General features: G+C 63.3%; 20 protein-coding genes. 8 read left to right on the top strand and 12 right to left on the bottom strand.

What is annotated here, in order from left to right; genetic code table 11:
- Window positions 1–196: 196 nt before the first annotated feature.
- From MRBLMC3_RS12185 to MRBLMC3_RS12200, 4 genes are all read left to right on the top strand, one after another.
- Entirely contained in the window at window positions 197–907 is a 711-nt protein-coding gene (locus tag MRBLMC3_RS12185) for a Crp/Fnr family transcriptional regulator (RefSeq protein WP_363829098.1), read from the top strand.
- A gap of 57 nt (window positions 908–964) precedes the next feature.
- On the top strand, window positions 965–1,162 hold the full coding sequence (locus MRBLMC3_RS12190) for a hypothetical protein (RefSeq protein ID WP_363736393.1): 198 nt from the start codon (window positions 965–967) through the stop codon (window positions 1,160–1,162).
- Window positions 1,163–1,265: 103 nt separating this feature from the next.
- Window positions 1,266–2,756, top strand: a complete 1,491-nt coding sequence (locus MRBLMC3_RS12195) for an ATPase domain-containing protein (RefSeq protein ID WP_363736395.1) — start codon at window positions 1,266–1,268, stop codon at window positions 2,754–2,756.
- Window positions 2,753–4,759, top strand: coding sequence for a hybrid sensor histidine kinase/response regulator (locus MRBLMC3_RS12200; protein WP_363829101.1), 2,007 nt, complete (start codon window positions 2,753–2,755; stop codon window positions 4,757–4,759). The genes MRBLMC3_RS12195 and MRBLMC3_RS12200 overlap by 4 nt, the downstream gene beginning before the upstream one ends.
- A gap of 63 nt (window positions 4,760–4,822) precedes the next feature.
- Here the strand turns inward: MRBLMC3_RS12200 and MRBLMC3_RS12205 are convergent, their stop codons facing one another.
- A complete protein-coding gene (locus MRBLMC3_RS12205) occupies window positions 4,823–7,351 on the bottom strand; it encodes an ABC transporter permease (protein WP_363829104.1) in 2,529 nt (842 codons plus the stop codon).
- Window positions 7,348–8,067 carry an ABC transporter ATP-binding protein gene (locus MRBLMC3_RS12210; protein WP_414714646.1) on the bottom strand — a complete coding sequence of 240 codons (720 nt, stop codon included), beginning with the start codon at window positions 8,065–8,067 and terminating at the stop codon, window positions 7,348–7,350. The genes MRBLMC3_RS12205 and MRBLMC3_RS12210 overlap by 4 nt, the downstream gene beginning before the upstream one ends.
- On the opposite strand from MRBLMC3_RS12210, the gene MRBLMC3_RS12215 reads away from it, so the two are divergent.
- The gene (locus MRBLMC3_RS12215) at window positions 8,066–8,767 is read left to right on the top strand and encodes an arylesterase (protein WP_363829106.1); all 702 of its coding nucleotides are present in this window, start codon (window positions 8,066–8,068) and stop codon (window positions 8,765–8,767) included. The genes MRBLMC3_RS12210 and MRBLMC3_RS12215 overlap by 2 nt on opposite strands.
- A gap of 77 nt (window positions 8,768–8,844) precedes the next feature.
- Here MRBLMC3_RS12215 and MRBLMC3_RS12220 read toward each other — a convergent pair whose 3' ends face one another.
- From MRBLMC3_RS12220 to MRBLMC3_RS12250, 7 genes are read right to left on the bottom strand one after another with little or no spacing between them, the layout of a single operon-like run.
- Window positions 8,845–9,819, bottom strand: coding sequence for an NAD(P)H-dependent flavin oxidoreductase (locus MRBLMC3_RS12220; RefSeq protein WP_363736400.1), 975 nt, complete (start codon window positions 9,817–9,819; stop codon window positions 8,845–8,847).
- Between the two features lie 23 nt (window positions 9,820–9,842).
- On the bottom strand, window positions 9,843–10,625 hold the full coding sequence (locus tag MRBLMC3_RS12225; RefSeq protein ID WP_363829109.1) for an enoyl-CoA hydratase-related protein: 783 nt from the start codon (window positions 10,623–10,625) through the stop codon (window positions 9,843–9,845).
- Between the two features lie 2 nt (window positions 10,626–10,627).
- Window positions 10,628–11,788: an acetyl-CoA C-acetyltransferase gene (locus tag MRBLMC3_RS12230; protein ID WP_363829112.1), complete on the bottom strand. Its 1,161-nt coding sequence runs from the start codon at window positions 11,786–11,788 to the stop codon at window positions 10,628–10,630.
- Entirely contained in the window at window positions 11,785–12,588 is an 804-nt protein-coding gene (locus MRBLMC3_RS12235) for an enoyl-CoA hydratase/isomerase family protein (RefSeq protein ID WP_363829115.1), read from the bottom strand. Before MRBLMC3_RS12235 ends, MRBLMC3_RS12230 begins: the two co-directional genes overlap by 4 nt.
- Window positions 12,585–13,346, bottom strand: a complete 762-nt coding sequence (locus MRBLMC3_RS12240) for a 3-hydroxyacyl-CoA dehydrogenase (RefSeq protein ID WP_363829118.1) — start codon at window positions 13,344–13,346, stop codon at window positions 12,585–12,587. The genes MRBLMC3_RS12235 and MRBLMC3_RS12240 overlap by 4 nt, the downstream gene beginning before the upstream one ends.
- 27 nt (window positions 13,347–13,373) lie before the next feature.
- Window positions 13,374–14,558, bottom strand: a complete 1,185-nt coding sequence (locus MRBLMC3_RS12245) for an acetyl-CoA C-acyltransferase (protein ID WP_363829121.1) — start codon at window positions 14,556–14,558, stop codon at window positions 13,374–13,376.
- 12 nt (window positions 14,559–14,570) lie between these two features.
- Complete coding sequence (locus tag MRBLMC3_RS12250; RefSeq protein ID WP_363829124.1) at window positions 14,571–15,698, bottom strand: acyl-CoA dehydrogenase family protein; 1,128 nt, start codon at window positions 15,696–15,698, stop codon at window positions 14,571–14,573.
- 133 nt (window positions 15,699–15,831) lie between these two features.
- Between MRBLMC3_RS12250 and MRBLMC3_RS12255 the strand changes: the two genes are divergently transcribed.
- Complete coding sequence (locus MRBLMC3_RS12255; protein ID WP_363829127.1) at window positions 15,832–16,518, top strand: SDR family NAD(P)-dependent oxidoreductase; 687 nt, start codon at window positions 15,832–15,834, stop codon at window positions 16,516–16,518.
- Between the two features lie 73 nt (window positions 16,519–16,591).
- On the opposite strand, the gene MRBLMC3_RS12260 is transcribed toward MRBLMC3_RS12255, so the two are convergent.
- Together MRBLMC3_RS12260 and MRBLMC3_RS12265 are read right to left on the bottom strand one after the other, a co-directional pair.
- Complete coding sequence (locus tag MRBLMC3_RS12260) at window positions 16,592–17,374, bottom strand: SDR family NAD(P)-dependent oxidoreductase (protein ID WP_363829130.1); 783 nt, start codon at window positions 17,372–17,374, stop codon at window positions 16,592–16,594.
- A complete protein-coding gene (locus MRBLMC3_RS12265) occupies window positions 17,371–18,168 on the bottom strand; it encodes an enoyl-CoA hydratase-related protein (RefSeq protein ID WP_363829133.1) in 798 nt (265 codons plus the stop codon). Before MRBLMC3_RS12265 ends, MRBLMC3_RS12260 begins: the two co-directional genes overlap by 4 nt.
- 156 nt (window positions 18,169–18,324) lie before the next feature.
- Here MRBLMC3_RS12265 and MRBLMC3_RS12270 point away from each other — a divergent pair, with 156 nt between their 5' ends.
- A complete protein-coding gene (locus tag MRBLMC3_RS12270; protein WP_363829136.1) occupies window positions 18,325–19,584 on the top strand; it encodes an MFS transporter in 1,260 nt (419 codons plus the stop codon).
- A gap of 119 nt (window positions 19,585–19,703) precedes the next feature.
- Here MRBLMC3_RS12270 and MRBLMC3_RS12275 read toward each other — a convergent pair whose 3' ends face one another.
- Window positions 19,704–22,247 carry a TonB-dependent receptor gene (locus MRBLMC3_RS12275; RefSeq protein WP_363752374.1) on the bottom strand — a complete coding sequence of 848 codons (2,544 nt, stop codon included), beginning with the start codon at window positions 22,245–22,247 and terminating at the stop codon, window positions 19,704–19,706.
- Window positions 22,248–22,614: 367 nt separating this feature from the next.
- Between MRBLMC3_RS12275 and MRBLMC3_RS12280 the strand changes: the two genes are divergently transcribed.
- Window positions 22,615–24,051, top strand: a complete 1,437-nt coding sequence (locus tag MRBLMC3_RS12280; RefSeq protein ID WP_363829137.1) for a hypothetical protein — start codon at window positions 22,615–22,617, stop codon at window positions 24,049–24,051.
- Window positions 24,052–24,088 lie beyond the last annotated feature (37 nt).

A 24,088-nucleotide genomic window follows, 5' to 3' on the forward strand; every position in this document is an offset into this window, starting at 1 on the left:
TTCGGAAAATGCGGCATCAAAGGACCAGAGCGTTTCCGCTCATAGTGAAAACGCTCTAGCGCCTTCTTCCCTCACCGATAGCGGTACGCCGCGGCGCGCTGCTAGAGCGAGCCATTGTTCGCAAGAGAAGAAGCTGGCCGCCGACATTGGCTGCTGTTAAGTCTTGAGGCCGACCTCATGCCTTGGGACATGCCGGATGATCTTCGCCGACTTCCTTCGCAATCGTCGCCGCGAGCAGTTATCGGACCAGGATCTCGCGGCGCTGGAGGCCAGCGTGAGCCAGGTCCGGAAAGCCCATGCGCGACAGATCATCGCCCAGGCCGGCGAGCCGATCTCCTGCAGCACCTATCTGATGGACGGCTTCATCTGCCGCTATATGGACGACAGGAATGGCCTGCGCCAACTCGTCGCCGTCCATGTACCCGGCGATTTCGTCGACCTGCATGGCTATCCGCTCAGGCGGCTCGACCATGATGTCGCGACACTCGGCGCCTGCAGGATCGCTCTGGTGCCGCATGAAACACTCGACCGCTTGCTGCCCGAACGGCCCAATCTGACCAAGCTTTTGTGGTTCAGCACCCTGCTGGACGCAGCCATGCACAGGGAGTGGATATTCCGCCTTGGCAGGCTCGACGCCGTGGCGCGGATCGGCCATTTCTTCTGCGAGATGGAAGCGAAGCTGCGCGCGGTGGGCCTGAGCGACGGCAGCCGGTTCACCCTGCCGCTGACGCAGGCCGATCTGGGTGAGGCCTGCGGCATGACATCGGTGCATATCAACCGGATGCTGCGCGAATTGAGGGAACGAAAGCTGCTCCAGATGCAACGCGGCAAGGTCACGATCTTCGATCTCGCCGCGCTGCGGCGGCTTTGCGATTATGATCCATCCTATCTGTTCATAGGCGGCTGAGGGAACAACATCCGCCTGCGAAGCGTCCTGAACTGCCGAACAGGAAGAGGATGGTGCATGCCCCGCGACGGCGTATTTGATGAATCCGGCAAGGCCTATGCCGAGGAAGGACAGGTGATGCTGGACGGCCCCGACGGGGTCGCGATCAGCATGACGCCCGACGCCGCGGACGAGACGGGGCATGAACTTATTCGCGCAGCATCGGAGGCGCGGGAACAGATCGGCGAGATGAAGAGCGGCACGCCCGGCGGATGAGAGGATTCGGACGGATCGACTTGATCGAAATCAATCTGCAACGCATTCAGGGCCGCCGCGTCCCGTGATAATCGCCGATGCTCCTGATCTGAAAGGAGATGACGTGAAGACCCATTCGACCGAACAGGCTCTTTCCGGCGTGGATGGCTTTGACGACATCCTTTCGGGCGGACTGACCCGCGGGCGCGTCTTCCTGCTGGAAGGTAGTCCAGGTACGGGCAAGACCACCATCGCGATGCAGTTCATGATCGAAGGCGCGCGGCATGGCGAACGTTGTCTTTACATCACCTTGTCCGAAACAGAGGATGAAATGCGCGACAGCGCCGCATCCCACGGCTGGACGTTGGAAGGGGTGGACCTGTTCGAGCTGGTGCCGCCCGAAAGCCTGCTGGATGAACAGCAGCGGCAAAGCCTGCTCTATTCATCGGACCTGGAACTGGGCGAAACGACCCGCCGGATCTTCGAAGCGTTCGAACGGATCCGGCCCGACCGCGTCGTGCTGGACAGCCTGTCGGAAATCCGGCTGCTGGCGCAAAGCTCGCTGCGCTACCGCCGCCAGATCCTGGCGCTCAAGCATTTCTTCTCCAAGCAAAATGCGACCGTGCTGATGCTGGACGACCTGACGGCGGAGGTTTCCGACAAGACCGTGCACAGCGTCGCCCATGGCGTCATCCGGCTGGAGGAACTGTCCCCCGGCTATGGCCCGGAACGCCGTCGGTTGCGCGTCATCAAATATCGCGGTCGGCATTTTCGCGGCGGCTTCCATGATTTCGTCATTGCGCAGGGCGGCGTCCGCGTCTTTCCCCGGCTGGTGTCGGCTGAGCACAAGACCAGCTTCCGCCGGGACATGTTGAAAAGCGATTCCGGCGAGCTCGATGCCCTGCTGGGCGGCGGGATAGAGCGCGGTTCGAGCGTACTCGTCCTCGGCCCGGCGGGCACGGGCAAGTCGCTGCTCGCCCTCACCTTCGTCACGGCAGCGGTCGCGCGGGGGGAAAAGGCGGCGATGTTCGTCTTCGACGAGGAGCTGAGCCTGCTCTTCGACCGCGCGCTCGGCCTTGGCATCGACATGCGGTCCATGGTCGAAAGCGGCGACCTGATCGTCGAGCAGGTGGACGCGGCTGAACTGTCCCCCGGCGAATTCTCCCAACGCGTGCGCAATTGCGTGGAACGACATGGGGTGATGACCGTCGTCCTCGACAGCCTGAACGGCTATCAGTCCGCCATGCCGGAGGAAAATGCGCTCGTGCTGCACATGCACGAGCTGTTGCAATATCTCAACCGGCAGGGGGCGACGACCTTCCTGACGGTCGCGCAGCACGGGCTGGTGGGCGACATGAAGACGCCAGTCGATGTCACCTATCTGGCCGACACGGTCATCCTGCTGCGCTATTTCGAAGCGCTGGGACGTGTGCGCCGCGCCATGTCGATCATCAAGAAGCGCACCGGGTCGCATGAGGACACGATCCGCGAATTTCGCATCGGCTCCTACGGCATCCGTCTGGGCGAACCGCTGGTGGGCTTTCAGGGCGTGCTGCGCGGGGTTCCGCATTTCGTCGGCAGTGCGCCCGCGCTGCTGGAAGACGACAAGGCGTGATACCGCATCTGTCCGAACGGGCGCTCATTCTCGCTCCGGTCGGGCGTGACGCCGACATTGCGGCCTCGGTGCTGGCCGAGGCGGGATTGCGGACCCAGATCTGCCAGGATCTTTGCGCATTGTTGAGCGGCATCGACAATGGCGCCGGCTTCGCGCTGGTGACGGAGGAGGCCTTGCACAATCGCGACCTGCATCCCCTGGTCGGCTGGTTGCAGAACCAGCCCAAATGGTCGGATTTCCCGTTCATCCTGCTGACCCGCCGCGGCGGCGGGCTGGAGCGCAACCCATCGGCGGCGCGCTATCTGGAGGTGCTGGGCAACGTCAATTTCCTGGAGAGACCCTTTCACCCCACCACGCTGATCAGCCTGGCCCGATCGGCATTGCGCGGCCGGCGCCGGCAATATGATGCCCGTGCGCGGCTGGAGGAACTGCATCACGGCGCGGAGAAATATCGTTCCCTCTTCAATTCGATCGAAGCGGGCTTCTGCATCATAGAGATGATCTTCGACGAGGCGGGAAAGCCCGTCGACTATCTCTTTATCGAAACCAATCCCGCCTTTGCGCGCCAGACCGGCCTAAACGACGCGGTGGGCAAGAGGATGGGCTCGCTGGTGCCCGATCACGAACAGCATTGGTTCGACATTTACGGCCGGGTCGCCCGCACCGGAGAGGCCGTACGTTTCGAGGACGGGGCGGACGCGTTGGGGGGCTATTGGTACGATGTCTACGCATTCCGCGTGGGCGACCCCAAGGCACCCGTTGTCGCCGTGCTGTTCAACGACATCACCGAACGGCGCCGCATGGAGGCCGCCGTGCGGCGGAGCGAAGAGCGGTTGCGCGCGCTCAACGAGACATTGGAAGAGCGCGTGCAGCAGCGCTCGCATGAGCTGGAATTGGCGCAGGAGGCACTGCGCCAGTCGCAGAAGCTGGAATCCATGGGCCAGCTTACCGGCGGAGTCGCCCATGACTTCAACAATCTGTTGACGCCGATCGTGGGCAGCCTCGACCTGCTCCACCGGCGAGGACTGGGCACGGAGCGGGAGCGGCGACTGATCGAGGGGGCGCTGCAATCGGCCGACCGGGCGAAGATGCTGGTGCAAAGGCTGCTGGCCTTCGCGCGCCGGCAGCCTTTGCAGCCCACCGCCATCGACATAGGCGATCTGGTGCGGGACATGCGCGACCTGATCGTCAGCACGTCCGGCCCGCGCGTGCAGGTCGAACTGGCGGTGGCGGACGATCTGCCGGCGGCCCATGCCGACGCCAACCAGATCGAGATGGCTTTGCTGAATCTTACCGTGAATGCGCGCGACGCCATGCCCGATGGGGGGCAGCTTCGTATAGAGGTAAGCTGCGAAAGCATCGCCGCCGACAGCCGCTTCCGGGAAGGAAGATATGTCAGGCTGTCGGTGAAGGATACCGGCGTCGGCATGGATCAGCGGACCGCCGAAAAGGCGATCGAACCCTTTTTCACGACCAAGGGCGTGGGCCAGGGGACCGGCCTTGGCCTGTCGATGGTGCACGGCCTCGCCGCGCAGCTGGGCGGCGGCCTGACCATCGACAGCACCGTTGGCCAGGGCACGACGGTCAGCCTGTGGCTGCCGACCAGCGAGAGCGCGGCGACCAGGAATATCGCCGGTCCCGACGTCGATCCGGTCAAGCTCGATCATGGGACCGCTCTGGTGGTCGATGACGAGGATCTGGTGCGCGCAAGCACCGTGCACATGCTGCGCGAACTGGGCTATGACGTGCTCGAGGCGAGTTCGGCCGAACATGCGCTGGCGATCATGAAGACCGATCCGGACATCGACATACTGGTCACCGACCATCTGATGCCGGGCACCACCGGCACCGACCTTATCGAACAGGCGCGAGCGCTGAAGCCCGAAATCCGCGCCCTGCTGATTTCGGGCTATGCGGAGAATGCCGGCATCTCACCAGGGCTGCCGCGGCTGACCAAGCCCTTCAGGCAGGTCGATCTGGCTCGGAGCCTCGCCACCCTGTGAAGACCCCGTGGCAGGGAGGAACGATCACGGGGCTGGAGCGGCGGCTGTACCCGGACCCAAAGCTCACAGCGCCCGCAGCGCTCTTGCCGGCCGCACCGACATCAGCGGGATCGATCCCAGCAACCCGATGCCCAGCGTCAGCATTGCGCCCGCGCCCAGCGTGGAGAGTATCAGCAACCAGTCCGGCGCCCAGTGGAAGTCGAATACCCGCACGATCACGAACCACCCCGCCGCCAGGCCCAGCGCCAGGGCCAGCAGAGCCACGGTCCCGGCCAGCAGCGCATATTCGATCCCCTGTGCGCCCAATATCTGCCAGCGCGTCGCGCCCAGCGTCTTCAAGATCACGCCATCATAGGCGCGCGCCTGACGCGAAGCCGCGATGGCGCCGATCAGCACGGCGATCCCCGCCAGGATCGCGACCGATCCCGCCAGCACGATCGCCGCCGACATCTGTCCCAATAGGAGAGTGACCTGCGTCACCACCTCGCTCACCGCGATGATGGATATGGAGGGGTAGGCCGCCAGCAAGGCGCGCGTCATCACGCCTTGCGATCCGCCCTTCATCGTGATCGTCGCGGACAGGCTGTGCGGTGCGCTTTGCAGTGTATGGGGCGAGAAGACCATGATGTAATTGAAACCCATCGTCTGCCAATTGACCTGCCGCAGGGAGGCGATGCGCGCCTCTATCTCGCGCCCCAGCACCGAGACGGTGAGCATGTCGCCAATGCCGACGCCCATAACCTCCGCCGCCTGACGGTCCAGCGAGACAAGCGGCGGCCCGGCATAATCGCGCGGCCACCATTCGCCCTTCACCAGCTCTGAACCCTCCGGCAAGGTCTCGCTATAGGTGACGCCGCGCTCACCGCGCAGGAACCAGGCGCCCTCCGGCAACTGCTTGAGGTCCGCGACCCGCCGTCCGCCATAGGCGACGATGGTCCCTCTCAATGTCGGCACCATGTTGACCCTGGCGCCGGGCGCCTCCTTGCCGACCAGCGTCAGGAACCGATCCCTGGCCGCTATCGGAATGTCGAGCACGAACTGGTCGGGCGCGGTCCGGGGAACGGTGTTGCGTATCTCCGCGCTGAGGCTCGACTGGATCGCCGCCAGCGTCACGAACAGCGTCAGGCCCAGGCCCAGCGCCACCACCAGCGCTGAAGTCTGCGCGCCCGGCCTGTGCAGATTGGCGACGGCCAGCCGTGCCAGCGGGCGGCGTGGCGGGGGCAGGCGGCGGGCGATCCGCCGCACCAGCAGCCCGATCCCTGTCAGCAGCGTCAGCACGGCGGCGACCGCGCCCAGCATCGCCGCCGCGAACCACGGCTCCTTCGCCGTGCCGAGGGCCAGCGCAACGAGCGCAGCCCCCGCCGCGCCAACCGCAACCATGCTCGCGCGATCCAGGCCGCGCCGCCGGTCCACCACATCCCGGAACAGGGCGGCAGCCGGCAGGGTCCGCGCTCGCGCCAGCGGCGGAACGGTGAAGATGAAGGCGATCAGCAACCCGTAAAGCGCGCTGCTGATCAAAGGCCAGGGCGCTACGGCAAAACCGGGCTGCACCGGCAATATGTCCCGCATCGCCGTTGTCAGCGCCAGCGGCAGCACAATGCCCGTCGCCAGTCCGCACGCGATGGCAAGCAGCGCAACCGCGCCCACCTGCATCAGGTAGATGCGGGCGATGTCGGCGGACGATGCGCCCAGGATTTTCAACGTTGCAATGCCGTCCCGTTTGATCGCCAGATAGGACGCGACACCATTGCCGACGCCGATCCCGGCTATGGCGAGCGCGGCAAGTCCGATCAGCGACAGGAATTGCCCCATCCGTTCGAGGAAACGGCTGGTTCCCGGCGCTGCGCCGTCGCGATCCTTGATCTCGAACCCGGCAGAGGGAAAGACGCGCTTCAACCTGTCGGCCGCGGCGCCGGCATCGACGCCGGGCGCCATGCGGATGCGATATTTGCTCTCATACAGGCTGCCCGGCTGGATCAGTCCAGTGCGCCTGATGCCCTCCATCGACGTCAGCGCGACCGGCCCCAGGGTGAAGCCCTCCCCCACCCGGTCCGGCTCGTCCGAGATGATGTCGCGGATGCGGAAGGTCGCCGTGCCATAGCGCAAGCGGTCGCCCGGCCTAACGTCCAGCCGGTCGGCCAGCGCCTGTCCGATGACCAGTTCACCGGCGCGCATCGGCCCGGCCCATCCGCCTTTCAGCATCAGCGCGCCGTAAAGAGGATAGGCCGCGTCCACGCCCTTGAGTTCGGTCAGCACGGCGGACGGGCCCGCGCCTTCCGCCCGTTGCGCTCCCGCGCGCTGCGCCATGGCGCGCAGCCTGATCGTTTCGCTCACCACCCCGTCACGCCGGAAGGCCGCCTTCTCCGCCCTGCTCGCCTCGCGTTGCGACATCGCCACCTCAATGTCGCCGCCCAGCAGCAGCTGTCCCTTGCTCGCGATCTCGCCGGTGATCGCGGCGGTCAGGCCGCCGATCGTCGCCAGCGTCGCCACGCCCAGAAACAGGCAGACGAACAGCAACCGCAATCCCCGGAAACCGCGATGCAGGTCGCGTCGCGCTATCCGCCAGCAGGCGCCCCAACCCAAATCCGTCATGGGCGCCGATCCGCGACGATGCGCCCGTCGCGCATCTCCACGATGCGGTCGCACCGCTCCGCCAGCGCCGGATCATGGGTGATGATCACCAGCGTGGCGCCGTTCGCCGCCCGCCGGGCAAACAGCAGGTCGACGATGGCGGCGCTGGTCACACCATCCAGATTGCCGGTCGGTTCATCGGCGAAGATGATGTCCGGCGCCGGCGCGACGGCGCGGGCGATGGCCACCCGCTGCTGCTCGCCGCCGGAAAGCTGGGCCGGATAGTGATGCAGCCGGTGCCCCAGCCCCACAGCCTCCAATTCGCTCGCCGCGCGAGGGAAGGCGCTCGTGAATCCCGCCAGTTCCAGCGGCACGGCGACATTTTCCACCGCCGTCATCGTCGGCAGCAGGTGGAAGCTCTGCAACACGATGCCCACGCGCCCGCGCCTTGCCCGCGCCAGCGCGTCTTCATCCAGCGGACCATAATCGATCCCGGCAACCCGCACCTCGCCGCCGCTGGCACGCTCCAGCCCGGACAGGATCGCCATCAACGACGACTTGCCCGACCCTGACGGTCCCAGGATCGCCAGGCTTTCGCCCTGGGGAATGGACAGGTCCACGCCCTTCAAGATCAGGGTCGGCGCTTCGCGGGTGCCGAGCGAAAGGGTGACATTGCGCGCTTCAATCGCAATATGGACATGGGTGGACGAGCCGTGCATCAGCGAAAGGAACCCCATGAAGGCGGGAAGATGGTCGATATATGTGGGCGCCATGGCGATTGTGCAATTGCTCACCGCCTGTTCGGGCCAGCCCACGGGAAACCAAGGCACGGCACAGACGGCGGAGGTCCGGAACACCGCTGCCCCGGTTGCCGACGGCAAGCTGGTCGTCGCCTTCGGAGACAGCCTCTATGCCGGCTATGGCGTGGCCCAGAATGAGAGCTTTCCCTTCCGCCTCGAACAGGCGCTGAAAGCCGGGGGGCTGGCGGTTCAGGTCCACAATGCGGGCGTGTCCGGTGAAACATCCCTGGGCGGCATGCAGCGCCTTGCCTTCACGCTGGACGGGCTGCCGCGCAAGCCCGACCTGCTGCTGCTCGACCTGGGCGGCAACGACATGCTGCGCGGCTTGCCGCCGGAGGACAGCGAGAAGAATCTGCGCGCCATATTGGACCAGCTCAAGCAGCGGCATATTCCCGTGCTGCTGACCGGTATGATGGCCGCGCCCAATATGGGCAAGGATTATGGCGCGAAGTTCGATGCCATCTATCCCCGGCTGGCGAAGGATTACGACCTGCCGCTCTACCCCTTCTTCCTGGATGGCGTGATCGGTGATCCGAAGCTGATGCAGGCCGACTCGATCCACCCCAATCCTGCCGGGGTGACCATCATCGTCGGCAAGATCGCGCCGATGATCGCGGGCTTGCTGAAGGACGCCTAGGGAGAGACTAGGGGCAACCGGATTGGACCCAAGCCAATCCGGATTCTTCGCCCCCTTCTGCGCCCTGCCAGAGCCGGTCAGGGCCGCAGATAACCGGCGAGCCTGTCCCTGATGATCGCTTCGGCCTCTGCGACGATACGGGCGATCAGAGCATCGCAGGTCGGAATGTCGCGGATCAGCCCCTGAACCTGCCCGGCCCAGACGAGTCCGGCATCGACGTCTCCGGTCTCCAGTGCGGTACGTCCCTTGGCGCCCGATACCAAGGGACGGATATCTTCAAAGACCGCGTCTTCGCGCGTGCTGATCGAAACCACTTCGTCGGACACGCTGTTCTTTGCAACGCGGCCGGTGTTGTGGAATTTGCGAAAGATCAGATTGGTGGACCGCTCATCATTATCGACGATGAACTGCTTGATCCGCGGATGGATCGGCGCCTCCACGGTGGCGCAGAAACGCGTGCCCATGTTGATCCCCTCCGCGCCGAGCGCCAGGGCGGCGACAAGGCCGCGACCGTCGCCGAAACCACCGCTCGCGATCATCGGGATCCTGACCTTGTCGGCGGCGGCCGGGATCAGGATGAGGCCCGGAATGTCGTCCTCCCCCGGATGGCCGGCACATTCGAAGCCGTCGATCGAGATCACGTCCGCTCCCATGCGTTCTGCCGACAATGCGTGACGGACGGCCGTGCATTTGTGGATGACCTTGATCCCGTTCCCCTTGAAATCGTCTATATGCTCCTGCGGCTTATATCCTGCCGTCTCGACGATCTTCACGCCGCTGTCGATGATCGCCCTGCGATATTCGGCATAGGGGGGCGGGGACACGGACGGCAGGATGGTCAGGTTCACGCCGAACGGCTTGTCGGTCATGGCCCGGCACCGATCGATTTCGCGGCGCAGATCGTCGGGCGTGGGCTGCGTCAGCGCCGTCAGCATGCCCAAACCACCGGCATTCGACACCGCCGAGGCGAGTTCGGCCCGCCCGACCCACATCATGCCGCCCTGCACGATCGGATATTGAACGCCGATCAGGTCCGTGAAACGTGTACGCATATATTCTCCCTACCCCCTGCCGTTCAGCGGCCGCGCCATTTGCCGGCACGCTTTTCGACGAACGCCTGCATGCCTTCCAGCCTGTCCTCGGTCGCCGTCAGGATCTGAAAAAGTCGCCGCTCGGTAATCAGCGCCTGGGACAGGGTCGTCTCGAAGGCGAGATTGACCATTTCCTTGTTGATCATCGCGGCCATGGGCGGCATCGCCGCGATCGCCGCGGCAGTCTTGAACGCTTCGTCGATGAGCTGGTCGGCGGGCACGACACGGGTGACCAGACCCGCCCTTTCCGCTTCCGCCGCGTCCATCATCCTGCCTGTCAGGCACATGTCCATCGCCTTGGCCTTGCCCACGGCGCGTGTCAGACGCTGTGAACCGCCCATGCCAGGCGCCACGGCCAGCTTGATTTCCGGTTGTCCGAATTTCGCCGTGTCGGCCGCAATGATAAAGTCCGCCATCATCGCAAGTTCGCATCCGCCGCCCAGTGCGAAGCCGGCCACAGCGGCAAACCATGGCTTGCGCGCCGCGGCGACATGATTTTGCCACCCGGCGAAAAAATCCTGGAGGAAGAAATCGGCGCCGGATTTCTCGACCATTTCCTTGATGTCGGCGCCGGCGGCAAACGCCTTCGCGCTGCCGGTCACGATCAGGCATCTCTGATCGGGATCCCGTTCATATTCGGCGAACGCATCCGTGAAGTCGGCCAGAACCTGGCTGTTGAGGGCATTCAGCGCATCGGGCCGGTTCAATGTCAGCAGCGTCACGGCGTCGCGTCGTTCGACCAGGATGGTCTCATAAGTGCGGGGCATGATCACAACGCCTCCACGATGGTGACATTGGCCATGCCGCCGCCTTCGCACATGGTCTGAAGGCCCCACCGCTTGCCCTGCTGTCGCAGGGCGTGGATCATCGTCGTCATGAGCTTGGTACCGCTGGCGCCAAGCGGATGGCCCAGCGCAATCGCGCCACCCCTGGCATTGAGTTTCGCGGGATCGGCGCCCAGCGCCTTGAGCCAGGCCATGGGAATGGAAGCAAATGCTTCGTTCACTTCAAAGAGATCGATATCCTCCAGCGTCATGCCGGCCCTGGCCAGGGCCTTGCGCGTCGCGGGAATGGGTTCCTCCAGCATGATGACCGGGTCCCCGGCAGTGACCGCCAGGGAATGAATGCGCGCAATAGGGGTCAACCCATGGTCCTTCACCGCCTGCGCGCTCGCCACCAGAACCCCCGATGCGCCATCGGTCATCTGGCTGGCGTTCGCCGCCGTGATGGCGCCGCCCTCGATGATCGGCTTCACCCCGGCCATGCCCTCTGGCGAGGCATCGAAGCGCACGCCTTCATCCGTGTCGAAAATCGTGCCATCGACATGCACGGGCACGATCTCTTCGCGGAAGAGACCAGCCTTGATCGCGTCTGCCGCCCGCCTGTGGCTCTCCAGCGCGTAGCGATCCATATCCTCCCGACTGAAGCCATATTTGTCGGCTATCGCCTGGGCCCCATGAAACTGACTGAATTCGGATACGCCGTAACGGTCCAGTATCCGGCGGCTCCAGGGCCCCTGGCCCATTCCGGCCTGGGCATGCAGCGTATAATTCGATCCCATCGGCACGCGGGTCATGCTCTCGACACCAGCGGCGATGAGCAGGTCCTGCGTGCCTGACATCACGGCCTGCGCCGCGAAATGCAGCGCCTGTTGGGAGGAGCCGCATTGCCGGTCGATCGTGACTGCAGGCACGCTGTCGGGCAGGCCGGACGCCAGCACCATGTTGCGGCCGAGGGCGAAAGACTGCTCGCCGGCCTGGCTGACGCATCCGGCGATCACATCCTCTATCGCGGCGGGATCAATGCCGGACCGCTCCACCAGCGCGTCCAGCACCATGCCGCCCAGATCGGCGGGATGCACGCCCGCCAAGGCACCCTTTCGGCGCCCTCCTGCGGTTCGCGCCGCTGCGACAATGAAGGCATCGGTCATTTACTATTCTCCTGATGGAAATTCGGCGGACGTTTTTCGACGAACGCGGCAATGCCTTCTCGGCCTTCGAACGTCCGGGCGCGGGCGGCGATCGCGCGGCTTTCCAGTTCCATCTGTGTTTCCAGAGGTCGCGTGAAGGCATCGAGCAGCAGCGCGCGCGTCGCGCCGATCGCGCCCGTCGCGGCATTGCTCAGCTCCAGCGCAATGGCATCGGCCTCGGTCGCCAGGGTTCCTTCCGCGACCACGCGAGTGATGAGGTTCATGGCCGCGGCATTCTCCGCCGAGATCCTGGGGTTGCGCAGCATCATTTCCTGCGCCTTTCGCAGGCCGACCAGCCGAGGAAGAAGCCAGGTCGTGCCCCCGTCGGGCACCATGCCGATCGCGGTGTAGGCCAGGGTGATGTGCGCTGCGGGCTCCGCCAGGACAATGTCGCCCAGAAGGGCAAGGCCGACGCCCGCACCCGCCACGGGACCATTGATGGCGGTCACGACCGGCTTGTCCATGCGTGCAAGCCGGGCGATGCCCGAATGCAGATAGGCGGTAATTTCCTTCAGGAATGATGGCAGCGCATCGCCCGCCCCGTGAAATGCGGCCACATCGCCGCCGGCGCAGAACAGCCGGCCTGCCCCGCTGATCAAAACGCACCGCACGCCGTCATCCTCATCACAGAGGATGGCCGCATCCATGAAGGCGCGCGCCATCGGGATATCGATGGCGTTGCCGACCGCCGGCCGGTCGAGCGTGAGGCGCATGACGGCGCCGTCCCGCTCGACCCGCAGGCCATTGTGCGTCTCGGTCATCGCGGGGCCATGCGGATGGCGCCATCCAGCCGGATGACTTCGCCATTGAGCATCGGATTGCGGATGATGCTTTCGACGAGCTGCGCATATTCGGAAGGTTTGCCGAGCCGGCTGGGATGGGGCACCTGCGCGCCCAGGGCATCCTGGACATTCTGCGGAAAGGATTCCAGCATTGGCGTCAGGAAGATGCCGGGAGCAATCGTCATCACGCGGATCTTGAACTGGGCGAGATCGCGCGCCACCGGAAGCGTCATGCCAACCACGCCGCCCTTGGACGACGAATAGGCGGCTTGCCCGATCTGCCCGTCAAAGGCCGCGACCGACGCTGTGTTGACGATCACGCCGCGCTCGCCCTCGATTTCCTCCGCGGCGGCAAGCTGCGCGGCAAATTTCGAGATCATGTTGAAGGTGCCGATCAGGTTCACTTCGATCGTCCGGCGATAGATATCCAGCGCGTGCGGCACATTTTCCTTGCCGACGGTCTTCACCGCGGGCGCGATGCCCGCGCAATTGACCAGGATGCGCGCCGTGCCATGCCTCTCGGCAGCCCGGCGCAGCCCTTCGGCGACGCTTTCGTCCTCGGCCACGTTGACCTTGAAGAAGGCGCCGCCCAGTTCCTGCGCCGCTTTCTGGCCGACCTCCTCATTCAGATCGAAAATGGCGACCTTCGCGCCTGCTGCTGCCAGCATCCGGGCCGTCGCATTGCCGAGGCCCGAAGCGCCGCCAGTGACAATCGCCGGCATGTTCGTGAGATCCATATTCCTACTCCTTCAATCTGCTTCGGGTCACATCAGTTCGACGGCGATCGCGGTAGCTTCACCCCCACCAATGCACAATGAAGCTATGCCACGCTTCAACCCGCGATTCTGCAATGCTGCGAGCAGCGTCGCCAATATGCGGGCACCCGATGCGCCGATTGGATGGCCGAGGGCAGTCGCGCCGCCGTTCACGTTTAGCTTGTCTGCGGGAATGGAAAGATCCCTGGCGGCGATCATGGCGACGACCGCGAAGGCTTCGTTGATCTCGAACAGATCGACATCCCCGATGGACCAGCCCGTTTTCTCCAGCAGCTTGCGGATCGCCGGGACCGGGGCCGTGGTGAACTTTGCAGGATCGTGGGCATGTGCGGCGGTCGCGACGATCCTGGCGATGGCGGGCAGACCGTGCTTCACCGCGACGCTGGCACGGGTCAACAACAGGGCAGCCGCACCGTCGGAAATGGACGAGGCATTGGCGGCGGTGATCGTGCCGCCTTCGAGAAAGGCCGGCTTTAGTGAAGGAATCTTGTCGGGTCGGGCCTTGCCGGGCTGTTCGTCCGTATCGACAATGACGTCGCCGCCCCGGCCGGGCACGCGGACGGGCTCGATCTCATGCGCGAAAGCGCCGCTTGCGATGGCATCGGTCGCGCGGCTGAGCGAACGCAGCGCATAATCGTCCTGCTCGGCACGCGAAAACTGATATTCGCGGACGGCGTCCTCCGCAAAGGCGCCCATGGGCTTGCCCGGCGCATAAGCGTCCTCAAGGCCGTCCATCATCATCGTGTCAATGACGCGATCATGACCGATGCGTGCACCGGCGCGATGTTTTGGCAGCGCATAGGGCGCGTTGCTCATGCTTTCCATGCCGCCCGCAACGATCGCTGCCGCTGCGCCCGAGGCAAGCGCCTCCGCCGCCATGATGACCGCCTGCATGCCTGAGCCGCACATCTTGTTGACTGTCGTCGCCTCCGCTGACTGGGGCAATCCGGCGCCAAGCGCCGCCTGTCGCGCCGGAGCCTGCCCCAGGCCCGCGGGAAGGACGCAGCCCATATAGACCCGATCGATCATGGAGCGTTCCATGCCGGATCGCTCGACCGCAGCCCTGATCGCGGCAGCGCCCAGTTCCGTGGCCTTCATCCCGGACAACGCGCCCTGGAAGCCGCCCATCGGCGTGCGCGCATAGCCAAGGATCACGACGGGGTCGTCGGTCATGTTTTGTACCTCCTAGAGTGAGCGGGCGATGACCATCCGCTGAATATCGGACGTTCCCTCGTAAATCTGGCATACGCGGACATCGCGATAGATTTTTGCGACGCCGAATTCCTCAAGATAGCCGTAGCCGCCCAAGGTCTGGAGCGCGCCGGAAACGACGGTTTCGGCGGTCTCCGACGCGACCAGCTTCGCCATCGACGCCTCGGCAAGGCATGGCAGATGTCCATCTTTCATCGAGGCGGCATGCAGGACCAGCTGCCTGGCCGCCTCCAGCTTCGCGGCCAGGTCGGCCAGCCTGAAACCGACGGCCTGATGATCTATGATCGGCTTGCCGAAACTCTTGCGTTCCTTGGCATAGCCGATCGCGATGTCGAGAGCGGCCTGCGCCATGCCGATGCATTGCGCGGCAATCCCTATCCTGCCCGCTTCCAGATTGGCCAGCGCGATGCCATAGCCCGCGCCTTCCGCACCCAGCCGCAGGTCATCGGGCACGAACAGATCATCGAAGCGGATCGCGCATGTATCGGACGCGGCCTGGCCCAATTTATGTTCGACCTTGTCGACCGCATATCCCTTGCTGTCCGTAGGCACGATGAAGGCGGTGATGCCGCGCTTGCCTGCCGCCGGATCGGTCACGGCATAGACCATGGCAATACCGGCGATGCGGCCGGACGTGATGAACTGTTTCCCGCCGTTGAGGACATAGCCGCCCTCCACCTTCACGGCCCGCGTCCGGATCGCCGACGCATCGGAACCCGCGTCGGTCTCCGTGAGGGCAAATGCGCCGATCAGGCGGCCGGCGATCAAGTCAGGAAGGAAGCGCGCCTGCTGCGCCGGCGTGCCGTCCTTCAGCAAACCCGCGACGATCAGGCTGTTCTGGATGCTGACGATGGTCGAGAGAGCGCCGTCAGCCGCAGCGATCTCCATCAGCGCCAGTGCATAGGATATATAGTCGGCCCCTGCCCCGCCCACGGCTTCGGGCGCGGTCATGCCCATCAGGCCCAGGGTCGCCATTTCTTCAAAGAGGCTGTCGGGATAGGCTTTGGCCGATTCGAATGCGAAGCTGTTGGGCCTGATCCGGTCCTGTGCGAATGCCCGCACCGCGTCCCTGATCGCGCTCTGAGTTTCGTTCAATAGCATATATGCTCCACTGGATGGCCGGAAGGCCTATTGCAGGAAGATCGCGCCGCGCGGTTCGTCCGTTTGAACGTGTGCAGCATTGAGGATTGCGGCAATGGCCGTGGCCTTACGGAGATTTATCCAGGAGGAAGAAATGTTGCCGCGCATTGCCGTCGTGACCGGGGCGTTCGGGATATTGGGCGAGGCCGTCTGCGCCGCCCTGCTTGCCAATGGCGATCGCGTTGCCCGCGTCGATTATGCGCAGCCTCGCGCCGCTCTGGCGGGCTGTGTCGATTTTGGCGGCGTCGACCTGGCGGATGCCGATTGCGCCAATCGGACGATCGACGCGATCGTCGAAACAATGGGACCGCCCGACATCCTCGTGAACGTGGCCGGCGGCTTCACATGGGAGACGCTGGCCGACAGCACGATGGAAAGCTGGTCCCGCATGTTCTCCATGAACGCCATGACCTGCCTCAACATGACCAAGGCCGCGCTTCCCCAGTTACGCAACCGGCCAAATGCCCGGATCATCAACATCGGATCGATGTCCGCGACATCGGCGGCGGCCGGAATGGCGACCTACGCCGCCTCCAAGACCGCCGTCCACAAGATCACCGAAGCCCTCGCGGCCGAGCTTGCCGACACATCCTGCACCGTCAATGCCGTATTGCCGAACGTGATCGACACCCCGACCAATCGCGCCGACATGCCCGACGCCGATTTTTCGAAATTCGTGCAGCCAGCGGCAATCGCGGACCTGATCCTGTTCCTCGCCTCCCCGGCGTCGCGCGGCATATCGGGCGCGCTCATTCCTGTGTCACGCGGCGGAACCGAATAACCGTCGCTGGGGGAGCGCAAGCTTTCACAGGCGATTTGCTGATACCGACCGCTTCCATGGCCGGACACTACAGCTAAACCGCCTCCCCGCCATCGGCGGTGATAGTCTGGCCGGTGATGAAGCCGGCCAGACGAGAACAAAGGAATAGCGCGGTCTGGCCTATTTCTTCTGGCAGTCCCAGACGTCCCAGCGGAATCGACCTGCGCTTGCTCTCCGCGAGGCCGGGCATCGCCGCCAGAAGCCGATCATTGGTCTTGCTGGAAATCCAGCCGCAACGCAGGCTGTTCGCCCGGACGCCATATCGGCCTTCCTCCTTGGCGATGACGGCGATCATGCGATCGAGCGCCGCCTTCGATATCGCCGAGGTGCCGCCCCGCACCTCGATCATGTCACCCTGATAGCTGCTCAGAGTCAGGAAAGCGCCACGGCTGCGCCGCAAGTGAACGATCGATTCCTGCGCCAGATGGATCGCCGCCAGGACATCGCCTTCCAGCCAGCTGCGCCACATATCCTCTGATGTCCGACCGAAGAACTCGGGCGAAAAGGACGGGCCGGCCGCGTATATGATGCTGTGAAGCCCTTCGAAGTCCTCTGCCGCCTTGCTCAACGCATCGTTGACAACAGCTCGTTCGCGGGCGTCCACGGCGTAGATTCTCGCCCGTACGCCATAGCTTTCGACCATGTCCGCTACCCGCCGGGCAGCCGCCTCATCGCTGCGATAGCTGAACGCCACGGGTATGCCGGCTTGCGCGAACGCCTGGCATATCGCCGAACCCAGTCCGCCGCTTCCGCCGAGCACGAAAGCGCCGCCGGCGGGGAACATATCCGGCAGCGCTGTTGCCCGCTCCCCGCTCATAGACCGTACCAGCCGGCATTACGGTCGAGCGGAAGGTAGGACGGATCGCGCCCTTCGCGGAACGCCGCCAGGGCTTCCTTGGAATCGGGATGGCCGCTCATCCTCTCGGTCGCCGATTGTTCGAACGCATAGCCCTCTTGAACGTCCATCCACTCGATACGATCGAGAACGCGCTTGCTGACCCGGACCGCCGTGGGGCTATATCCTGCGATCCGTCCTGCCAGGCGTTCCGCCTCGGCCAGCACGGTCTCACCGTCGCAGACCTTGATCGCGCCGCCTGCCGCGGCGAAGTCCGGCGCCGACATCGCCTCTCCCGTGAAATACATGCGGCGGACCAGCGGCTGTGGCGCAAGGCGGGCGAGGTGACGCGCCCCGCCCATCACGCCGACCGTCAGTTCGGGCAAGCCGAAGAGCGCATCCTCACCCGCCAGTACAAAGTCGCAGGACGCCGCGATCGCCAGCCCGGTGCCCAGGGCGGCACCCCTCACCACGCCTATGACGGGGACCGCGCATTCCATGATCGCGAAAAAGGCTTCGCGTACCCGCCACATGCGTTCGCGCGCGTTCACGGGGGTCATCGACGCGAATTCGTCCAGGTCGTTACCACCGCAGAAATGCCGGCCAGCGCCGCTCAATATGATGGCCCGTACCGATTTGCAGAACGCGTCGGGATTTCTGAACAGCTCCGCGATCTCGACATACATCGCCTGGTCCACGGCATTCACCGGGCCGCGATTCATGGTCACATGCACGATGCCATCCCGATCGCCTGTCGCAATGTCCAGAAACTTCATGCACCTCTCTCCGACCGATAGAGGCAGCGGCAGTCCTGCCCTCGATCGCGCCCTAATATCCTTCGCTGCTCCAGGCTTCGTCCGTTTGAGCGAATTGCAATTCCCTTTGGGAAGATAGGCCAAGCACGAAGACCGACGACAGAGAGGATGCCAGCCATGACGCATTTCAGCGGATCCCCCCAATCGGCCAAGGAGGAGTGGCGCAGATATTGGCCGGTGGTGCTGGGCGGCGCGATGGGCTATTCCTGCATAGGTCTTCAGACTTTCTGCTTCGGCCCGTTCGTGGGTGCGATCGAGCAGGAATTTGGCTGGTCGCGCGCGCAGACCATGTCCGGTTTTACGGTCATGTCAGGGGCGGCGATACTGTTCAACCTGCTGGGCGGGCTCGCGGTCGATCGCTTCGGTGCGCGGCCCGTCGCCCTTTTCGGCCAGTTGCTGCTGTGTTTGTCCTTCGCACTGCTGTCCCAGGCGGACGGAAGCATGGGCAACTGGATTGCGCTTTGGGCGCTGGTGGCACTGGCTGTTGGAATGATGCAGGGTCCGGTATGGACCAGAAGCATCGCCGCCCTGTTCGACAAAGGGAGAGGGCTGGCCATTGCCGCCGTGCTCAGCGGTTCATCCCTGACGGCGGCCCTCGCGCCGCTCATCGCGACGGCACTGATCGAAGCCTTTCAATGGCGCGCAGCGTTGATCGGTACAGCCGCCATCTGGCTCGGCCTTACGCTGCCCTTCTCCGTCAGCCTCTTTGCCCGGCCGACCGGCCCGGCGCGATCCGCAGCTGCGCCGATGGGCATGGATCCCACCTCTTCCCTCCCCGGCGTGACAGCGCGGGAAGCCATGCGCCAGCCGGCCTATTGGCTGATCGTCGGCGGCATGTTCAGTTTCATACTATATACGATGGCGCTCGCGCCCAATCTGGTTCCCCTTCTGATGAGCAAGAATATCAGCCTTGGGGCAGCGGCGCAGATCGCGGCGCTTGTCGGCATCGTCGGCCTGGTTGCCCGACTTTCGGTCGGGCATCTCCTCGACATCTTCCCCACCCATATCGTCGCGACCCTCATCTTCCTGTTGCCCCTGTTCGGCCTGGGGTTGATGATGCAGCACGATCCCGGCGTTGGCGTGCTTGTGATCGCGACGGCCATTTTCGGGGCTACCGTCGGCGCGGAGAATGACGTCGTCATCTATCTGGTGTCGAAATATTTCGGCATGCGCAGCTTTGGCGCACTGCTTGGCGGCATCAATTCGATCGCCGCGGTCGCCGCGACGATGGGGCCGATCGGCGCCGGCTGGATATACGACCGAACCGGCACTTACGACATGATGTTGCTGGTCCTGGGGGGGGTCATGGGTATGGGCGCGCTTGGCATGTTCGCGCTGGGCAGGCTGCAGCCGCCGGTACCCGTTCCAACCATGTAGGGCATTTCCACATCGCGTCCCGCTCGGCGAGGAACACCGCGACCCGAACGTCCGGGCGGCGAATGCGACAGACGCAAAAAACCGGGCGATGCAATCGCATCGCCCGGTGGTCTTGTTGATCAGAACTTGACTGACAGCGTCGCGCCATAGGTGCGCGGATCGCCCCACTTGCAAGCGGCGTAGCCGATGCTGTTGAGGTTATTGCTGCAGTAAAGCTTGTAATAATTGTTTGTTATGTTCGATCCCCACAGGGCAAGGGAGAAGTTGGATTCGAAAAGTTGATCGAACGACAGGCGCGCGCCAAGCGTATCGAAAGCAGGCGTTCCGAAATTACCCTGCACCGCCAGCCCCTTGGTTTTCGTGCGGTAGAAGTAATTCACGCTCAAACGCGTCTTGGCAAAGCTTTCGGGGATGAAGTCGGCCTCATACGTCCCAGAGAGCGTCAGCGTCTGGCGTGGAACACCCGCGAATTCCTTGCCCGAAAGGTCCACCCCACCCGCGAAGTTGATGGGATTGGCCGCGTTGACCGGATTGGCAGGGTCGGTAGGCTGAGGCACGATAGAACCACTGCCATAGCGGCCAACCTGATAGGAATAGCCGGCATTCAACTCAAGCTGCGGGACCGGCTTGATCGAACCTTCCACTTCGATGCCTTTGATCGTGGCCTTGCCGACATTGAGGAGGATGAGTTCGGTGAACACGCCGCCACCAGAGCAGCCTACGTTGTCGTTGGTGCAGAATTGAAGGATATCCGACGTCTGGATATCGCGATATTTGCCGATAAATCCGGCAATGTTCAGACGATAGGGAACGCTGCCCAGGCGCCCCTGATGTTTGAGCCCCAATTCGAAGTCCGTAATCTTCTCCGGTCCGAACATGCTGAATTCAAGGACTCGGGTCGTCGGGTTCGGGCCGCCTGCCTTGAAGCCCCGGCGCGAGGCGAAATACAGGAGTGTGTCGGGCGTCGCTTGATATTCCAGCGATCCTGTCCAGGTTACAGCCTTATAGGTCCGATGGTTCGTCAAAGAGCATTCAGCGCCATTGTTCACGCCGACAGCATTGCCGAAAGTGCCGTTCAGTTCGTTGCATTGTCCTTGCGGGAACGCAGGATTCCACGACTGCACTGTCTCCGTAGACGTAGAGTAGAAACCTTCCCCCCGCATCTCTTTCTTGTCGCGGGTATAACGCGCGCCCAGCGTCAGGCGCAGGCCGTCCAGCCCGACACCACTGAAATCATAGGTGCCCTGAGCAAACGCAGCCATCGATTCGGTCGAATCCCGCATCGCTCCATGCTTCTCAAAAGCCGGACCGTAGAAAGATGCGGGGCCGACGACGAAGGATGAATTGACGTTATACTGATGCTTGACATGGGCATAGTACAAGCCGGTAATCAGATTGAGATTACCCCATCTTCCGATGACCTGGAACTCATCAGAAAATGTTTTATACTGATTTCGATAATATGTGTCGTTGTTCGTAGCCTGACCTGTCACAAACCCTGGAGGCGCGCCGAACAACGTACCGAAGTCGAAAGTCATTCCGGTAATTCCCGAAGGATCCTGAAAGTCCAGAGCCTCCTCATAGCGGGCGCCGATGATGTTCTTCAGCGTGACCGCGTCACTCAGTTCGAAGCTGGTGGTATTGGCGATCCCATAGACTTCGGAACGTGCCCCGAAGCCTGTCAGGGCAGGATAACGCGCATTGGTGAGCGTTTTACCAATGCCCGTGAAGGCGACCGAGCGGAATGGATTGCCTTGGCGCACCAAAAGACCGTTGGCCGTGTCCACAAGAGGAGTGCTGCCACCAAGGGCGCTTTGCTGCGTCACCGCCTGCTGCGTGACGCTGCGGAAGAAATTATTTGCGAGCGGCGCAGCCTCGATCAAGGACGGCGTGGGTATTTCGTCTTTGTGAATATAGTCGAATGTCGTGAGGTTTTCAAAACGATCGCCCGGTTTCACCAAAAGGGAGACACGGAAACTTTCGTTGTTTCGGTCGTTCAGATCCTTGCCACCCGGACGCAGATTCTTGAAGAATCCATCCTGCCTCTCGATTCGCCCGGCGATGCGGAGCGCCGCCACTTCGTCGATTAGGGGAATGTTGCCCATCACGGTGCCCTGGACGCGATTGTAATTGCCCATTTCCAGGTCAAAACGCGCTTCAGGATCGAATTTGGGCCGGGCGGTGGTGAAGACCATGGCGCCACCCATCGAATTCTTGCCGAAGAGCGTCCCCTGGGGACCCTTTAGCGCCTGAACATTTTCAAGGTCATAGAGAGACAGACCGCGCGTACTTTGCGCAACGCCGTTGACATATGTCACGACGTTCTCATCGGTATAGAGAACCTGACGCTGTCCGCGAATGATGAATTCGGGCAGGCTTGGATTATTGTTGCTGGGCTTGATCTGCAGATTGGGGACACTGAACTGAAGATCGTTCACTGCAACCACGTTTCGGCGTTCCATGGACGCCGCCGTCAATGTCGTCACGGCGACCGGAATTTTCTGTTGATTTTCCTCGACCCGGCGTGCCGTCACGATGATATCTTCAAGATTGCTGGCCTGGTTGCCCGACTGCGCCTGCGCGATAGTCGACGACCCAGCCATTGCAATCGCAATACACGCAGCGGAGACGGTGTAGTGGAATGCGGGTTTTACGGCCCTCATATTCATCCTCCCATTTCTACCTCTCCATGACCCCGGAGATGGTGCAACGAATCTACCACCGGCGTTCGCCATAATTTTAGGCCGAACGGACTAGAGAGGGTTCCATCTGGTCGAATCAGATTGCCGCCATTGATTTTTTGCGTGAATTCCTGCCCGAAGACAGCTTCCGATCGAATGGATTCGCTCTGGTCCGCATATAATTTGAACGGCACCCCAGCCATGGCTTTCCACAGGGCGGCTGTCCGGCCAGTCCGCCGCGACGCGCACGAGCGTCTGGTCTTGGCGAAAGCAAGGTCATGCTCCATGAGGATTGCATCATGCTGACTGGATGAAGCTTCGCATATCAATATATTCGGGAAGTCACCTGATGGAGGCAAGCAAAGCGATGGAGGGCAGCCCAGAACAGCGGATGGGCTCCGCGCCGGCCTGGCCGATGATCGCTGCATGCTTGCTTCTGGCCGCATCACTGCCGCTGTTCTGGCCAGGCATCGCCGCATATGACACTATCGTCCAGTATCGCGAGATACTGAGCCAAAGCTACACCGACTGGCATCCGCCGGTGATGGCGCGGCTCTGGTCCCTGTTCGCTTTCGCCGGGCCTAGCGCCGCGGTTCTGCTGGTCATCCAGATGGCGGCATATTGGATCGGACTGGGATTGACAGGACAGGCGGTCGGCAGCAACCGCAAGGCTGCGGCGCTGCTGGCCGTCGGTGCGTCGCCACTGCTGCTCGGCTGGCTCGCGGTCGTGATCAAAGACAGCCAGCTTGCAGGTGCGTTGACCTTGGCCACCGGCATTGTCAGCGCTTATCGATTGCGCGGCAGGCCCGTTCCCCTTACCGCCTCGACGATCGCCATTGTCTGCCTGGTCTATGCCACGCTGGTCCGCGCGAACGGCGCATTTTCCACAATACCCATCGCGATGCTGCTCTTGCCCCGGCCGCGCAATGACCTTGCCTGGATCGCGGCCATGATCGTGGCGATCCCGGCCGCGCTGCTTCTGTCCCAGCCGGTCAATCATGTCCTGCTTGGCGCGCGCGACAGCGGCGTGCGCAGCAGCCAGCCGATATATGACCTTGCCGCGATAGCCGTCCGGACGGACGACCCGTCCTTCGGCCTTCCGCGTCCGTCCATCTGGGTGCTGCAGGCGCATCATTGCGTCAAGCCGCTGTTCTGGGATCCTCTCGACGAAAATGCCACATGCGCCGCCGCCATCCGTCCCTGGAGCCACGCATCGCTCGGCCAGCTCTTCCGCCAATTTTCCAGAGCGCTGGCGACACATCCCGCCGCCTATGCCGCCCATCGGCTCGCGCATCTGAATTCGACCGAGCGCTGGCTCGTGCCATTGCACTGGCCCCTGGCAGCGCCGCCGATGCGATCGGAACCCAATGATCTGGGTTTCGCCGACCCCTCGCCCATTGCGATGCAATGGCAGAAGGCCGCAGGATGGATGACGGACGTTCCCCTGGCGTGGCCGATCCTCTGGACCGTGGCTGCCATTTGGGGATTGTGGAACGCCTGGCATCGACCGGCGGATGCGCGGCGCGACCTTGCAACGGCGCTGTTCCTCTCCGCGCTCTTTCAGGAGGCGAGCTTCGTCCTGATCAGCATTTCGTCCGACCTGCGCTATCACCTCTGGGTCATGCTGGCGACGGCGCTGGGGTGGATCATCCTTTGGCAGCCGGGGAAAGCCCTGCACGCAAGGAGGCTGGCTTTGCTGACGATGGCATTTCTTCTCGTCTCGGGCGCCATGGCGCGCGCCACCCTCCCATTGCCGCCGACGCACTATCACGACCTCATGAACTGACGTCCCAAGCACTTTCGACCGCTGTTCAGAAGGCGGC

Origin of the sequence: Sphingobium sp. LMC3-1-1.1, assembly GCF_040676285.1 — a bacterium.
GTDB lineage: Bacteria > Pseudomonadota > Alphaproteobacteria > Sphingomonadales > Sphingomonadaceae > Sphingobium.